General features: G+C 65.0%; 12 protein-coding genes. 5 read left to right on the forward strand and 7 right to left on the reverse strand.

Annotated features, from left to right (window positions below):
- Positions 1-43: 43 nt before the first annotated feature.
- Complete coding sequence (locus tag GGD62_RS24395; protein WP_183710619.1) at positions 44-670, forward strand: glutathione S-transferase family protein; 627 nt, start codon at positions 44-46, stop codon at positions 668-670.
- Between the two features lie 120 nt (positions 671-790).
- Here the strand turns inward: GGD62_RS24395 and GGD62_RS24400 are convergent, their stop codons facing one another.
- The 3 genes from GGD62_RS24400 to GGD62_RS24410 form a co-directional block, all read right to left on the reverse strand.
- Positions 791-1,426, reverse strand: a complete 636-nt coding sequence (locus GGD62_RS24400; protein ID WP_104465485.1) for a LysE family translocator — start codon at positions 1,424-1,426, stop codon at positions 791-793.
- A 181-nt stretch (positions 1,427-1,607) separates the two neighbouring features.
- Positions 1,608-4,703, reverse strand: coding sequence for a DNA polymerase I (polA, locus tag GGD62_RS24405; RefSeq protein WP_183710620.1), 3,096 nt, complete (start codon positions 4,701-4,703; stop codon positions 1,608-1,610).
- 194 nt (positions 4,704-4,897) lie between these two features.
- Positions 4,898-5,965, reverse strand: coding sequence for an acyltransferase family protein (locus tag GGD62_RS24410; protein WP_183710621.1), 1,068 nt, complete (start codon positions 5,963-5,965; stop codon positions 4,898-4,900).
- A gap of 194 nt (positions 5,966-6,159) precedes the next feature.
- On the opposite strand from GGD62_RS24410, the gene GGD62_RS24415 reads away from it, so the two are divergent.
- The 4 genes from GGD62_RS24415 to GGD62_RS24430 all read left to right on the forward strand — a co-directional run bounded on the left by GGD62_RS24415 (position 6,160) and on the right by GGD62_RS24430 (position 12,403).
- The gene (locus GGD62_RS24415; RefSeq protein WP_183710622.1) at positions 6,160-7,476 is read left to right on the forward strand and encodes a UDP-glucose/GDP-mannose dehydrogenase family protein; all 1,317 of its coding nucleotides are present in this window, start codon (positions 6,160-6,162) and stop codon (positions 7,474-7,476) included.
- A 130-nt stretch (positions 7,477-7,606) separates the two neighbouring features.
- Positions 7,607-10,081 (forward strand): ATP-dependent helicase HrpB, encoded by a 2,475-nt coding sequence (gene hrpB / locus GGD62_RS24420; protein WP_183710623.1) that lies wholly within the window; start codon positions 7,607-7,609, stop codon positions 10,079-10,081.
- 119 nt (positions 10,082-10,200) lie between these two features.
- Positions 10,201-10,713 carry a TIGR02281 family clan AA aspartic protease gene (locus tag GGD62_RS24425; protein WP_183710624.1) on the forward strand — a complete coding sequence of 171 codons (513 nt, stop codon included), beginning with the start codon at positions 10,201-10,203 and terminating at the stop codon, positions 10,711-10,713.
- 190 nt (positions 10,714-10,903) lie between these two features.
- Positions 10,904-12,403 carry a phosphomannomutase/phosphoglucomutase gene (locus GGD62_RS24430; protein ID WP_183259372.1) on the forward strand — a complete coding sequence of 500 codons (1,500 nt, stop codon included), beginning with the start codon at positions 10,904-10,906 and terminating at the stop codon, positions 12,401-12,403.
- Between the two features lie 162 nt (positions 12,404-12,565).
- On the opposite strand, the gene GGD62_RS24435 is transcribed toward GGD62_RS24430, so the two are convergent.
- The 4 genes from GGD62_RS24435 to GGD62_RS24450 form a co-directional block, all read right to left on the reverse strand.
- Positions 12,566-13,075, reverse strand: a complete 510-nt coding sequence (locus tag GGD62_RS24435; RefSeq protein WP_018320799.1) for an Lrp/AsnC family transcriptional regulator — start codon at positions 13,073-13,075, stop codon at positions 12,566-12,568.
- Positions 13,076-13,172: 97 nt separating this feature from the next.
- Complete coding sequence (locus GGD62_RS24440; protein WP_183710625.1) at positions 13,173-14,096, reverse strand: sugar kinase; 924 nt, start codon at positions 14,094-14,096, stop codon at positions 13,173-13,175.
- Between the two features lie 6 nt (positions 14,097-14,102).
- Complete coding sequence (gene nudC, locus GGD62_RS24445; protein WP_183710626.1) at positions 14,103-15,041, reverse strand: NAD(+) diphosphatase; 939 nt, start codon at positions 15,039-15,041, stop codon at positions 14,103-14,105.
- 10 nt (positions 15,042-15,051) lie between these two features.
- Complete coding sequence (locus GGD62_RS24450; RefSeq protein ID WP_183710628.1) at positions 15,052-15,471, reverse strand: HIT domain-containing protein; 420 nt, start codon at positions 15,469-15,471, stop codon at positions 15,052-15,054.
- Positions 15,472-15,474 lie beyond the last annotated feature (3 nt).

The raw sequence follows: 15,474 nt of genomic DNA on the forward strand, positions 1-15,474 counted from the left end.
CTGGAGTAGGTGGAATGCCAATCTGTTGGGGAAGGACATGGGAATGACCATCGAGCTGCACACCTGGAACACGCCGAACGGCCGCAAGATCTCGGTCGCGATGGAGGAGATGGGGCTGCCCTACAAGGTGATCCCGGTGAACATCACCAAGGGCGAGCAGATGGCACCGGGGTTCCTCAAGCTCTCCCCGAACAACAAGATCCCGGCGATCGTCGATCCTGAAGGCCCGGACGGGAAGCCCGTCAGCATCTTCGAGTCAGGCGCGATCCTGCTCTATCTCGGTGAAAAGACCGGCAAATTCCTGCCGAAATCGCTGGGCGCCCGCATCCCGGTCTATGAATGGCTGATGTGGCAGATGGGCGGCTTCGGCCCGATGCCGGGCCAGGTGCACCATTTCATCGCACTCGAGAACGAGCAGGACCGTGCCTACGGCCTGAAGCGCTACATGGCCGAGACCCGCCGGCTCTACGGCGTGCTCGACCGCCAGCTGGACGGCCGCGACTTCGTCGCCGGCGAGCTCTCGATTGCCGATTTTGCCATCCTGGGCTGGGCCTGGCGCCACCCTCGCCACAAGGTTGAGCTGGCGGACTTCCCCAACGTCAAGCGCTGGTACGAGACCCTGATGGCCCGCCCGGCGGTGAAGCGGGGCATGGACGCGAAGCTGGATTGATCTGACGCTGTCGTCGCCCGGCTTGACCGGGCGACCCAGTATTCCAGAGACGGCGGTGATTGATCCGAGCGGCCGCGGCGTACTGGATGCCCCGGTCAAGCCGGGGCATGACAGTGTGCCTCACACCTTCTTCGCTTCGACCGCCATCCGCACCGCGAGCCCGGCCAGCACCGTGCCCATCAGCCAGCGCTGCACCAGCATCCAGCTTGGCCGGTTCGCCAGGAACTGCGCGATCGATCCCGCCGCGAGCGCGATCATCGCGTTGACGCTGACGCTGATCGCAATCTGGATTGCCCCGAGCACGACCGACTGCGTCAGCACGCTGCCGGCGGTGGGATCGATGAACTGCGGCAGCAGCGCCAGATAAAGCATCGCGATCTTCGGGTTGAGCAGGTTGGTGACAAAACCCATCGCGAACAATTTGCGCGGGCTGTCGATCGCGAGCTGCTTCACCTGGAATGGCGAGCGTCCGCCCGGCTTCACCGCCTGCCAGGCAAGCCACAACAGATAGCCCGCGCCGGCAAAGCGCAGCGCGTCATAGGCGAAGGGAATGGCGAGCAGCAGCGCCGTGATGCCGAACGCCGCGCACAGCATGTAGAACACGAAGCCGAGCGCCACGCCGCCGAGCGAGACGATGCCCGCCGCCGGTCCTTGCGTGATCGAGCGCGAGATCAGGTAGATCATGTTCGGCCCCGGCGTGAGCACGAGGCCAAGGCAGACGAGGGCGAAGCCGAGCAGGGCAGAGGTGTGGGGCATGGGTGAACCGGTGCGGGAGATGGCACGGTTCTAATATGCGAGGCGAGTTGGGGCCATCGCGCAATTGCTCGGAGGACAATTCAGGTTCTCGCATGTCACTCCAACGTCGTCCCCGCGAACGCGGGGACGACACCGACTGTGTGGCGTCAGCGAGCGCAAGCGGGGAGAAGTAAAAGAAGAACTAATGCGCCTCGTCCCAATTATTCGCGGCGCGCGCATCGACATGCAGCGGCACCGACAGCAGCACCGCCGGGAACGGCGCGTCCTGCATCACGTGCTGCACGACCGGCAGCGTCGCCTCGACCTCGGCGTCGGGGACCTCGAAGATCAATTCGTCATGCACCTGCAGCAGCATTTGCGCCGACAGCTTCTTCTCGGCGAGGGCATCCTCCACCCGCGTCATGGCGCGGCGGATGATGTCGGCCGCGGTGCCCTGCAGCCGCGCGTTGATCGCGGCGCGCTCGTTGAAGGCGCGCACCGAGGCGTTTGAGGCCTTGATGTCGGGATAGTGGCATTTGCGGCCGAACAGCGTGGTGACGTAGCCATTCTGTCGGCAGAAATCGCGCGTCTCGTCCATATAGGCGCGGATGCCGGGGAAGCGCTCGAAATATTTCTTGATGTAGGCCGAGGCTTCCTCGCGGGCGATGCCGAGCTGGTTGGCGAGGCCAAAGGCCGAGATGCCGTAGATGATACCGAAATTGATCGCCTTGGCGCGGCGGCGGATCTCGCTCGGCATGCCCTTGATCGGCACGCCGAACATCTCCGACGCCGTCATGGCGTGAATGTCGAGACCGTCGCGGAACGCCTGCTTCAGCACGGGAATGTCGGCGATCTCCGCCAGCAGCCGCAGCTCGATCTGCGAATAATCGGCGGACACCAGCTTGTGCCCCGGTGTTGCGATGAAGGCGCGGCGGATTTTTCTGCCATCCTCGGTGCGCACCGGAATGTTCTGCAAATTCGGCTCGTTCGACGACAACCGGCCCGTCGTGGTCGCCGCCAGCGCGTAAGTCGTGTGCACGCGATGGGTCTGCGGATTGACGTAGGTCGGCAGCGCGTCGGTGTAGGTCGATTTCAGCTTCGAGACCTGGCGCCACTCCAGGATCTTCTTCGGGAAGTCGTGGCCCTGCTCGGCGAGCTCGTCCAGCACCTGCGCGGTGGTCGACCAGGCCCCGGTCTTGGTCTTGGTGCCGCCTGACAGTCCCATCTTGCCGAACAGGATGTCGCCGATCTGCTTCGGGCTGCCGACATTGACCGGCTCGCCCGCGATCTCCTGGATCTCGGCCTCGACGCGCGCTGCGGTCTGGGCAAAGTCGCCGGACAGGCGCGACAGCACCTGGCGGTCGATCGAGATGCCGCGCCGCTCCATGCGCGCAAGCACCGCGACCAGCGGCCGCTCCAGCGTCTCGTAGACCGCGGTCATGTGCTCGGCGACGAGGCGCGGCTTAAGCACGCGCCAGACGCGCAAGGCGACATCGGCGCTTTCGGCCGACAGCGCCGCGGCCTTGTCGATCGGCACCTGGTCGAAGGTGATCTTGCCCTTGCCGCTGCCCAGCAGCTCGCTCTCCTTCAGCATGGCGTGTCCGAACCAGCGCTCGGACAGCGATTCGATCGCATGCGAGCCGCGGCCGGCATCGAGCACGTAGGAGATCAGCTGCGCATCGTCGGTGTTGTGCAAGGTGATGCCGTGCTGCGCCAGCATGACGGCGGTGAATTTGAGGTCGAAGCCGATCTTGAGAATGCCCGCCGATTCCAGCACCGGCCGCAGCGCTTCGATCGCATCCGTGTGCCTGACCTGATCCGGCGCAAGGCCGGCGTCGAACAGGCCGGCGCCGCCGCCGGACTGCTTGTGCGCCAGCGGCACATAGCAGGCCTCGTTCGGCGCCAGCGCCAGCGCGATGCCGCAGAAGTCGGCCTGCATCGGATCGATCGAGTTTCCGCGGATTTCGACCGCGACATGACCGGTATCGTGGATACGCGTGATGAAGGCGTTGAGCTCCTTGAGCGACTTGATTGTTTGATATTTGGCGCGATCGACCGGAAGCTTGCGCAGCGCCTCTTCGCGCGCGGCGGCCAGCGAGATCGGGGCGCCCTTCGCGCTCGCAGCCTTGTCCTCCTTGCCCGCTGACTTGTTGGGCTCTTTCGCCCGGGCTTGCGCCGACGTATCGCCGCCCGGCGCAGGCACGACATCCGAGGGCGGCAGCGTCGTGAACACGCTGGCGCCGCTGGCATAGCCAGGGTCGGCATCGACATTGGCGGGATCGATTTGCGAATATTCGGCGACGCGCCGCGTCAGCGTCGTGAATTCCATGGCTTTCAGAAAGGCGACCAGCTTGCGTGCGTCGGGCTCGTGGACCACGAGGTCGTCCAGCGGCACCTCGAGGTCGACCTTGTCGTCGAGTAGCACGAGCTGCCGCGAGATCCGCGCTTTCTCGGCATTCTCGAGCAGCGCCTCGCGCCGCTTGGGCTGCTTGATCTCGCCGGCGCGGAACAACAGTTGATCGAGGTCGCCATATTCGGTGATCAGCTGCGCCGCCGTCTTGATGCCGATGCCGGGCACGCCGGGCACGTTGTCGGTGGAATCGCCGGCCAAAGCCTGCACCTCGACGACCTTGTTCGGCGGCACGCCGAATTTCTCGATCACCTCGGGGATGCCGATGCGGCGATCCTTCATGGTGTCGTACATGGTGACGCAATCGGTGACGAGCTGCATCAAATCCTTGTCGGAGGACACGATGGTCGCGCTGGCGCCGCGCTCGCAGGCCTGTCGCACATAGGTTGCGATCAGGTCGTCGGCCTCGAAGCCCACTTGTTCCAGGCAGGGCAGGTCGAAGGCGCGGACCGCCTCGCGGATCAGCGCAAATTGCGGGATGAGATCGTCAGGCGCCGGCGCCCGGTGGGCCTTGTACTCGGGGTAGATCTTGTTGCGGAACGTGACCTCCGACTTGTCGAAGATGATCGCGAGGTGCGTCGGCCGGTTGTCTTCCGGCATGTCGCGCAGCAGCTTCCACAGCATGTTGCAGAAACCGAGCACGGCGTTGACCTGCAGGCCGTCGGACTTGCGGTTCAGCGGCGGCAGCGCGTGATAGGCGCGGAAGATGTAGCCGGAACCGTCGACCAGGAAGACGTGGTCGCCCTTGCCGGCCGCCTTTGCTGCAACCGGTTTGGCCGCGACAGGTTTGGCAGCAGCTGTCGCGGCGGGCTTGGTGTCGGCGGCGGCCTTGGGCGCGGCAGCCTTGGTGTCAGCTTTGGCGGTCGTCTTCGGGGATGTTTTGGGCATGGCCGCAATGTATGAATTTTTGCGGGCTTTGACAGCCTTGGGAGGGGGATTTTTGGCTTGCTGGTGCCACTATCCCCCGCTGTCATTCCCCGCGGAAGCGGGGAATCCAGTACGCCGCGGCCTATCGGTCGACAACGACTGCTTCTGGAATCTGGGTCGCCCGGTCAAGCCGGGCGACGACAGCGAGAGCGTGACTACTCCGCCGCCTGCAATCGCACGCCAGCCTTCTTTGGCGCGATCCAGAACGCGTTCGGCCGTTCGAACAGGAAGCGGGCATTGAACAGCAAGGCGCCCCGCCAGATCGCGAGCGCTCCGACCACGCCGACAATGGTGACGATTAGCGACACCGTGCCGATATCGGGAATGATGCCGGTGCGCAGCAGCAGCGTCCGCGTCGCCGCCATCGGCAGGAAGAAGGCGAGATAGATCACGATCGAATGCTCGCCACAGAAGCGGAAAAAGTTTAGCCACTGCGCGCGCGCGAGCAGCGTGCCCATCGTGATGATGGCGCAGGCACCGGCAAAGCCGAGCACGAGCGAGACGATCTTCCATTCGCTGGCCCCCGACCCGACCAGGCCGGCATTGACCAGCACCCAGGTCGCGAGCGCTGCGAGCGCAAGGGCGGGATGTTTCCGCGCGCGATCGGACAGCGCGAACACGTAAGGTGCGAACAGATAGCCCGAATAGAAGTAGACGAAGCGTGAGCAGAACTCGTCGATCGCGGTCCAGCCGGTCGAGATCCGGGCCGTCTCCAGGGCGGCGGCGACCAGCCAGATCGCGAGCGGCGGGAATTTGCGTGTCAGTTTTGTGACGACGAAGAAGACCGGCAGCAGATAGATGAACCACAGCGTGCCGAACGGCTCGATGAAGGATTCAAGATACAGGAGGCCAACGTGGTGCCAGCTGGACTCCGCCGCGAAAGCCGGCGCCTTGAAGCCGAATTGGATCGTCACCCAGACGACATAGAAATAGGCGAAATGCACCACCTTGCGGTCGAGATAGGTTCGCCAGTCCCGATCGATCACCAGCGGCAGGAACAGGCCCGAGATCAGGAAGAAATCCGGCATCCGGAACGGCTTTGCGAAGGCCACGGCGACATGCATGAAACCGGTCTCGCCGGCGGCGAGCTCGACCCCCAGCACCGAATGCATCATCACGACCATGATGATGCAAATGCCTTTAGCGTAGTCGATCCAGTCGACACGCGCGGCAGAAGGGGCTTGGCTGCCTCCGCTCCCTGCGATTGTGCCAGATGGTGCCATGGTGTCTCTTTTCGAGGCGCGCTGCGCCCGTCCTGTTCGGGGGCGGGGCAGTGTGGGGCCTGCACGGTTTCCGACTTCTTTACCGGTTCAATTCCCATGCCGCTTTTTTGCCTGCGGACTGTTCCCTCCCCTCGGGAAAATGCTAAACCGCCCCGTGTCGGGGTTTCGTTAACCAATCTAAAACAGGGATTTTCATGCGCATCGCGATGATCGGCACGGGTTATGTGGGACTGGTGTCCGGAGCCTGCTTTGCTGATTTCGGTCACGACGTCACCTGCGTCGACAAGGACGAGAAGAAGATTGCGGCGCTCCATCGCGGCGAGATCCCGATCTACGAGCCCGGGCTCGACGAGCTGGTCGCGACCAACGTCAAGGCCAAGCGGCTCGACTTCACCACCGATTTGTCCAAGCCGGTCGCCGATGCTGATGCCGTGTTCATCGCGGTCGGCACGCCGTCGCGCCGCGGCGACGGCCATGCCGATCTGTCCTACGTCTACGCCGCAGCGAAAGAGATCGCGCGGTCCCTCACCGGCTTCACCGTCGTCGTGACGAAGTCGACCGTGCCCGTGGGTACCGGCGACGAGGTCGAGCGCATCATCCGCGAGACAAATCCCAACGCCGACGTCGTGGTCGCCTCGAACCCCGAGTTCCTGCGCGAGGGCGCGGCGATCCGTGACTTCAAGTTTCCCGATCGCGTCGTGGTCGGCACCTCCGACGAGCGCGGCCGCAAGGTGATGGGCGACATCTACCGTCCGCTGTCGTTGAACCAGGCGCCGCTGATGTTCACGGAGCGTCGCACAGCCGAAATGATCAAATACGCCGCGAACGCGTTCCTCGCGACCAAGATCACCTTCATCAACGAGATCGCCGATCTCTCCGAGAAGGCGGGCGCCAACGTCCAGGAGGTCGCGCGCGGCATTGGCCTCGACAACCGCATCGGCACCAAATTCCTGCATGCCGGTCCCGGTTTTGGCGGCTCGTGCTTCCCGAAGGACACCAAGGCCCTGATCAAGATCGCGCAGGACTACGATGTCTCCTTGCGCATCGTCGAATCCGTGCTGGCGGTCAACGAGAACCGCAAGCGCGCGATGGCGCGCAAGGTGAGTCAGGCGCTCGGCGGCTCGTTGCGCGGCAAGACCATTGCGGTGCTCGGCCTCACCTTCAAGCCAGACACCGACGACATGCGCGATGCGCCGTCGATCCCGCTGGTGACGGGCCTGATCGACATGGGCGCGAAGGTCAAAGCCTTCGATCCCGTCGGCATGGAGCAGGCCAAGGGCGAACTGCCCGATATCACCTATTGCGAGGACGCCTATTCCTGCGCGCAAGGCGCTGATGCGCTCGTCATCGTTACCGAATGGGTGCAGTTCCGTGCGCTCGATCTCGACCGGCTGAAGAGCGTCATGGCGCAGCCCGTGGTCGTCGACCTGCGCAACATCTACCGCCCCGAGGACATGGAAGCCGCCGGCTTCACCTATGACAGCATCGGCCGGCCGCCTGTGCAGGGCTGATCGCCACACACGATTGTCATACCCCGCGAAGGCGGGGTATCCAGTAATCCCGATCTTCGTGATGATCGGGATCTGAGTTGACTGGATCACCCGCCCGGCGCGCAAGGCGGGTGATGACGGATGCGAGATCTTGCCCCGCAGTTTCGACACGCCCCTCCCGATCGATGCCGTGCTCGACGATTTGTCGCGCACGCTGGAGGCCAACAATGCCGCCGTGCTGGTGGCGCCGCCCGGCGCCGGCAAGACCACGCGCGTGCCGCTGGCGCTGCTCGATGCGCCCTGGGCGAAGGACAAGAAGATCATTGTGCTGGAGCCGCGGCGCATCGCGGCGCGGGCCAGCGCCGACCGCATGGCCAAATCGCTGGGCGAACGCGCCGGCGAGACCGTCGGCTATCGCGTCCGGTTCGGCTCGAAGATCTCGCGCACCACGCGCATCGAGGTGGTGACCGAGGGCATCTTCACCCGCCAGATCCTCGACGATCCCGAGTTGTCAGGCGTTGCCGCCGTCCTGTTCGATGAATTCCACGAGCGCTCGCTCGATGCCGACATGGGCCTGGCGCTGGCCCGTGACGCCCAAACCGGCCTGCGCGAGGACTTGCGCATCCTCGTGATGTCGGCAACGCTCGATGGTGCACGCGTCGCAAAGCTGCTTGGCGATGCACCCGTCGTCGCGAGCGAGGGCCGCGCCTTCCCCGTCGAGACGCGCTATCTCGGCCGCAAGACGGACGCGCCGGTGGAGCGGCAGATGGCGGATGCGATTGCATCCGCGCTGCGTGCCGACAGCGGCTCCGTGCTGGCGTTCCTGCCCGGCGCCGCCGAAATCCGTCGCACCCAGAACTTTCTCAGCGAACGCGTGCAGGACGCCTCGATCGAGATCGTGCCGCTGTTCGGCGCGCTCGATGCCGCCGTGCAGGACCGAGCCATTGCGCCGGCGCCCAAGGGCACGCGCAAGGTGGTGCTGGCGACGTCGATCGCGGAGACCTCGCTGACGATCGAAGGCGTGCGCATCGTGGTCGATTCCGGTCTTGCCCGCGTGCCGCGCTACGAGCCGGACATCGGGCTGACGCGGCTCGAGACCGTGCGCGCCGCGCGCGCGGCAGTGGATCAGCGCCGCGGTCGCGCCGGCCGTACCGAGCCAGGTATCTGCTACCGGCTCTGGGACGAGCCGCAGACGGCTTCACTCGCGCCGTACACGCAACCGGAAATTCTCAGCGCGGATCTCTCATCGCTGGTGCTCGATCTCGCGCAATGGGGCGTCGGCGATCCTGCCGCGCTGTCGTTCCTCGATCCGCCGCCGGCGCCCGCTTGGAAGGAGGCAAAAAGCCTGCTCTCCGAGCTCAACGCACTCGATGGCGATGGCCGCATCACCGCAGAGGGAAAAAGCCTGCGTGCACTGGCGCTGCCGCCGCGGCTGGCGCGCATGATCGTGGATTCGCATCGCGCAGGCGAGGGCGAAGCCGCCGCCGAGATCGCGGCCATCATCACCGAGCGCGGGCTTGGCGGTGACAGCGTCGATCTCGAGCACCGGCGCGATCAATTCCGCCGCGACCGCTCGCCGCGCGCCGGCAGCGCCCGCGATCTGGCACGGCGCTGGGCCTCGCAAGTGGCGGCTTCGGAGAAGGCGGGACCGCAGGATGATCTCTCGACCGGTTTGATGCTCGCCTATGCGTTCCCGGACCGCGTCGCGCGCAATCGCGGCAATGGCAGTTTCGTGCTTGCCAACGGTCGTGGCGCTGCCGTCGAGCAGACCTCCTCGCTCGCCCGCGCGCCCTATATCGCGATTGGCGAGATGACGGGAACGGCGGCGAGCGGGCGTATCCTGCTCGCTGCGCAGATCACTGAGAGCGAGATCGAGCGGCATTTCGCCGAGCATATCGAGAGCGCCGACGAGATTTCGTTCGACCGCGGCGCCATGGCGCTGCGCGCGCGGCGCAAGCGCGTGCTGCACGCGATCACGCTGTCCGAGGCGACACTGGCCGTGTCGCCCTCCGAGGACACCGCGCGCATTTTCGCGGATGGATTGATCGCCGCCGGCCTCGATCGGCTGCCCTGGTCGAAGGCTGCAAAGCAATGGCGCGACCGGGTGTTGTTCCTGCGCAAGGCCGAGGGCGACAGCTGGCCCGACCTGTCCGACGAGGGATTGATCGCGCGCCGCGACGACTGGCTGGTGCCGGCGCTCTACGACAAGATCGCACTCAAGGACATCTCGCCCGGCGATCTCTCCGACGCGCTGATGGCGCTGCTGCCGTGGGAGATGCGCGCGCGGCTCGAGCGCGAGGCGCCGACGCATTTCGAGGCGCCGACAGGAAGCGTGCTCGCGATCGACTACGAGGCCGAGCAGGGGCCGACCATCGCGGTGCGGCTGCAGGAATTGTTCGGCCTCAACAGCCATCCCTCCATCGCGGCCGGCAAGGTGCCGCTGGTGCTGGAATTGCTGTCGCCGGCGCAGCGCCCGGTGCAGGTGACGCGCGACCTTCCCGGTTTCTGGCGCGGCAGCTACGCCGCGGTCCGTTCCGACCTGCGCGGCCGCTATCCCCGTCATCCCTGGCCGGACGATCCGGCCAGCGCAGTGCCGACCCGACGCGCCAAGCCGCGCGGAACGTGAGGGCGCGTTAACCGTCCGCTCATCCTTTTCGTCAAAATAGCATCGCTCTGGCCGCAGCAATGCTCGCGGCCTGGCGTGTCGCGTGTTGAAATCGGGCTTTCCGGCTCGGAAGTGGTGTGATGCGTAACATTATGATCATCGCAGCCGTCATGATCGGCCTCGGCACCTTCATGGCGCAGATGGCGGACAAGATGAGCTCCGCCTCCGCAAGCTCGGTGCCGCGCACCACGTTCGCCGTCGCGGCAGCCGCGCCTGCCGGGGGCCGCAGCCTTGCCATTTCCCGCGATGGCCGCGGTCATTTCCAGACCGAGGGCCGGATCGACGGCCAGCGCATCGGCTTCATGCTCGACACCGGCGCCTCCGTGGTTGCGCTGAATGAGACCTCGGCCGCCCGCTTCGGCCTGCGTCCCTCGCGCGGCGATTACAACGCCACCGTCTCCACCGCCAACGGCACCATCAAGGCCGCGCGCACCCGCATCGCGATGCTCGAGGTCGGCGGTCTGGTCGTGCGCGACGTCGATGCCATGGTGCTGCCCGACGAGGCGCTGTCGGAAAACCTGCTCGGCCTCTCCTTCCTCTCCCGCCTGAAGCGCTTCGAATATTCCAACGGCCAGATGGTGCTGGAGCAGTAGGCGGAGCCTTTCGCGATCAAGCGCCGTCCATTTCAAGATAGCTATTTGCCTCGACCGCCCTCGCGGTAACGTTTCTTCGTTACCAAACTGCCGCAATTATCGGCCATAAGCCTTCATTCCCGCCTTCCGCTGCGGCCTGGCATTCGCTAAGGCTGCATCAATTCCTGCCCTTTTTCACGAGACCGTCTCAATGTTCCCCAAGCCGAAATCCGTATTGCTGCCCAACACCTACGCCTTCGAATCCGAGCCGATGGTGAAGCCCACGGGCTTTCGCGAATACGACGCGCGCTGGTTGTTCCAGAAGGAAATCAACCTGATGGGTGTGCAGGCGCTCGGCATGGGGCTGGGCGCGCTGATCGCCGAACTCGGCATCAAGCAGGAGATCGTCACTGGCCACGACTTCCGTGGCTATTCGGCCTCGATCAAATACGCGCTGATCTCCGGCCTGATGGCGGCGGGCTGCAAGGTGCACGACATCGGCCTCGCCGTGACGCCGATGGCCTATTTCGCGCAGTTCGATCTCGACGTGCCCGCTGTCGCGATGGTGACCGCCTCGCACAACGACAATGGCTGGACCGGCGTGAAGATGGGCGCCAACCGTCCGCTGACCTTCGGTCCCGACGAGATGACGCGGCTGAAGGAGATCGTGCTGGGCGCCGAATTCAAGAACAAGGCCGGCGGCTCCTACCAATTCCACGAGAACTATCCGGCGCGCTACATCGCCGATCTCACCTCTCGTCCGAAGCTGAAGCGCAAGCTCAAGGTCGTTGCGGCCTGCGGCAACGGCACCGCCGGCGCCTTCGCGCCGCAGGTGCTGGAGGCGATCGGCTGCGAGGTGATCCCGCTCGACACCGAGCTCGACCACACCTTCCCGAAATACAATCCGAACCCCGAAGACATGGAGATGCTGCACGCGATCCGCGATGCGGTGCTGCATCACAAGGCCGATGTCGGCCTCGGCTTCGACGGCGACGGCGACCGCTGCGGCGTCGTCGACAATACCGGCGAGGAGATTTTTGCCGACAAGGTCGGCGTGATGCTGGCGCGCGACATGTCGGCGATCCACAAGGACGCGCAGTTCATCGTCGACGTGAAATCGACCGGCCTGTTCGTCACCGATCCGGTGCTGCAGAAGCAGGGTGCGAAGGTCGCCTATTGGAAGACCGGCCATTCCTACATGAAGCGCCGCACCAACGAGACCGGCGCGCTGGCGGGCTTCGAGAAGTCCGGCCACTTCTTCTTCAACAAGCCGTATGGACGCGGCTATGACGACGGCCTGGTGTCGGCGATCGCGATCTGCGACATGCTCGACCGCGCGCCGGGCAAGTCGATGGCGGACCTGAAGAACGCGCTGCCGAAGACATGGTCGTCGCCGACCATGTCGCCACATTGCGCCGACGAGACCAAATACGGCGTCATCGACCAGGTGGTGAAGCATTTTGAGGGCTTGCAGGCCAAGGGCGCCAAGATCGGCGGGCAGGCAATCCGCGATCTCGTCACCGTCAATGGCGTGCGCGTCACGGTCGAGGACGGCAGCTGGGGCCTGGTGCGCGCCTCCTCCAACAAGCCCGAGCTCGTCGTCGTGGTCGAGAGCCCGGTATCCGAGCAGCGCATGCACGACATGTTCGAGATGGTGAACAGCGTGCTGCGCACGCATCCCGAGGTCGGCGAGTACAATCAGAAGATTTGAGGTTGCTCGAGTGAGGCACGATCCGTGCCTGTCTCTCCGCTGTCATTCCCCGCGAAAGCGGGGAATCCAGTACGCCGCAGCTTCTCCGTATCCAATCGCTGTCTCTGGAATACTCGATCGCCCGGCCTTCGCCGGGCGATGACAGCGTCTGTGTGGCGCGACCTACGCCGCCACCACCGCCGGGATCGGCAGCGCGGTGACCGACTTGATCTTCTCCATCGCGAAGCGCGAGGTGACGTTCTTCAGCGGCACGGCGCTGATCAGCTTCTTGTAGAATACGTCATAGGCCTGCATGTCCGCGACCACGACGCGCAGCATGTAGTCGACGTCGCCGGCCATGCGATAGAACTCCATCACCTCGGGCATGGCGCTGACGGCTTCGGCGAATTTCTTCAGCCAGGCGTCGGAATGATCGGAGCTTTCCACCGACACGAACACGGAGATGCCGAGCCCGATCTTGTTCTGGTCGACCAGGGCCACCCGTTTCAGGATCACGCCGTCAGCCTCCAGGCGCTGGATCCGCTTCCAGCAGGGGGTCGAGGACAGCCCGACGCGGTCGCCGATCTCGGCGACGGACAGCGAGGCATCCTCCTGCAGCACCATCAGGATCTTGCGGTCGATGGCATCGAGGCGGCGGCTGGTCTCGGGGATCTGGACGGCGACGTCGGTCATTTGAAGAACTTTGTTCCATTTCAGGGGCCGATTTCCCTGATATAGAGAAAATCTTTCCCCAGCAAGCCCATAATCTCGGCTCATCCATGGAATTGATCTAGGGCCTCCCTCGCAAAAACTCTTCAACTTCAATGCGTTGGGGTGCAGCCATGCCACCGCCATGGCGAGTGCATTTCAGTGCTGCCGCGGCCGCGGCGAATCGCAGCGCCTGCCGCACGTCGCCGCTCTCAGCGAGGCCGAGCGCGAAGGCGCCATGAAACACGTCGCCGGCGCCGAGCGTATCGACCGCCTGGACCGGGAAGGCCGCGGTCTCCTCCAGCTCGCCTGTCTCGTTCAGCCAGATGGTACCAAGCGGGCCGCGGGTTGCGGCAAGGAAGGCGGGCGTCAGCCTGGCCAGGCGTTGCAACGCTTCGGCGTCGTCGGCGATGCCGGCGGTCTCCTGCACCTGCTCGCTGGCGAACAGCAGATGCGAGCCGGCGGTCAGCAGGCCGTCCTGCAACGACATCGCGCGATCGACGCCGACGATGACGGGAATGCCGCGTCGCCGGGCCTCGGCGCAGAGATCAATGCAGAATGAGGCACAGCGGCTTTCGACGAGGACGGCGCGGCAATCGGCCAGCAATTCGTCGGCATCAGGCAGCTTCACGCTCCACAGGCCGGGATCGCGATAGATCGTGAGCGTCCGTTCGCCCGAGGGCTCGATCATGATCGCGGACACCGGCGTGGTCACATCAGGCATGCGCACGATGTGCGTGGTGTCGATGCTCTCCTGCGCCATTTGGTCGAGGATGAAGCCGCTCGATGTCTCTCGCGCATCGCCCATGGGGCCAGCGAAAAAGACGTGACCACCAAGTCGCGCAATTGCAATCGCGGCATTGAGCGCGTTGCCGCCGCAGATCTCCAAGAGGTGGCTGGCGTTGGCCTTGCTGCCGCGCGCCGGCACGGCCTCGACCCGAAAGGTGAGGTCGCGCACGGGAATGCCGATGCAGAGGATGCGCGGCGCGATCCCAGATGCGGCCATCGGCGGTCAGCTCTTGTCGTGCACCCAGCGGCCGAGCAAATGATGGGCGATCGCGAAGGGATGCGGGCCGGCGAGCCCGTCCGGATGCGTCCGCGTCAGCATCAGGGCGGCCTCCTCGCGCGTGAACCAGCGCGCATCCTCCAGCTCCGAGTGATCGACGACGATGTCCTCGCTCACGGCCCTCGCACTGCAGCCGATCATCAGCGACGACGGATAGGGCCAGGGCTGCGTCATGTAATATTGCACGTCGGTGCAGCGGATCCCGGATTCTTCCAGGATCTCGCGGCGCACCGCGTCCTCGATGGTCTCGGCGGCCTCGACGAAGCCGGCGAGGCACGAATACATCCCTGCCGGAAACTGCTTCTGGCGGCCGAGCAGGCACTTGTCGCCGGAGGCGACGTGCATGATCACGACAGGGTCAGTCCGGGGAAAATGCTCGGCCTTGCAAGCCGGGCACTCGCGCTTCCAGCCGCCTTCCTTCATCGCGCTGCGAGAGCCGCAATTGGCGCAATAGCCGTGGCGCTGGTGCCAACCGACCATCGACTTCGCCATCGCGATCGCCGACAGCTCGTCGGGGGGAATCGCGCCCTGCATCGCCATGCCGCGCAGCTCGGTCACGGTGTAGTCCTCGCGTCCGACCAGCTTCTCGGCCGCGGCCTGCGACAGGCCCATGCCGAACATCGCGGCGCCGTCCCGCAGCCCCAGGAAGATCGTGCCGGGATTGGCGCCGCACTTCAGCGCCTCATCGATCGCGAGCAGCGCGCGAATCTTGTCGCCCTCGCGCTTGATCAGGAGCGAGTCGCGGTAAACGACATAAGCGCGCGAGGAGGGCTTCTGCTCCATCGCGAACAGCTTTTGGTCGTCGCGGCGCAGATGCGCGGCGCGATCGAGGATGTTGGTGACGAAGGCCGGCTGTCCCAGCGGAAATGCGTTGAATGCTGACATTATCGTTCTTTCAACCCAACCAGATCTTGCGGCGAAGCGCGCTGATAAAATTCTGAACCTCTGCGGCGTCATGCGCCAACGGCGGCATCACACCCCAGACCGGCCGCGGCCAGGCCGCGTCACTGGTGCGCCGCGCGATGATGTGAACATGAAGCTGCGGCACGAGGTTGCCGAGCGCCGCGACATTGAGCTTGTCGCATCTGGTGATCTCCTTCAGCGCGCGCGAGACGCGGGAGATCTCGGTCATCAGCTGCGCCTGGTGCACCTCGTCGAGATCGATGATCTCGACCGCGTCAGCGCGCCGCGGCACCAGCAGCAGCCAGGGATAATGCGCGTCCTTGATGACCAGCACCTTCGACAGCGGCAGATCGCCGATGTCGATAGTGTCCTCTTTCAGGCGGGAGTGCAGCGTCCAGGCGGGTTCGGGCATATG

It is taken from the genome of Bradyrhizobium sp. ERR14 (assembly GCF_014198235.1).
Lineage (GTDB): Bacteria > Pseudomonadota > Alphaproteobacteria > Rhizobiales > Xanthobacteraceae > Bradyrhizobium.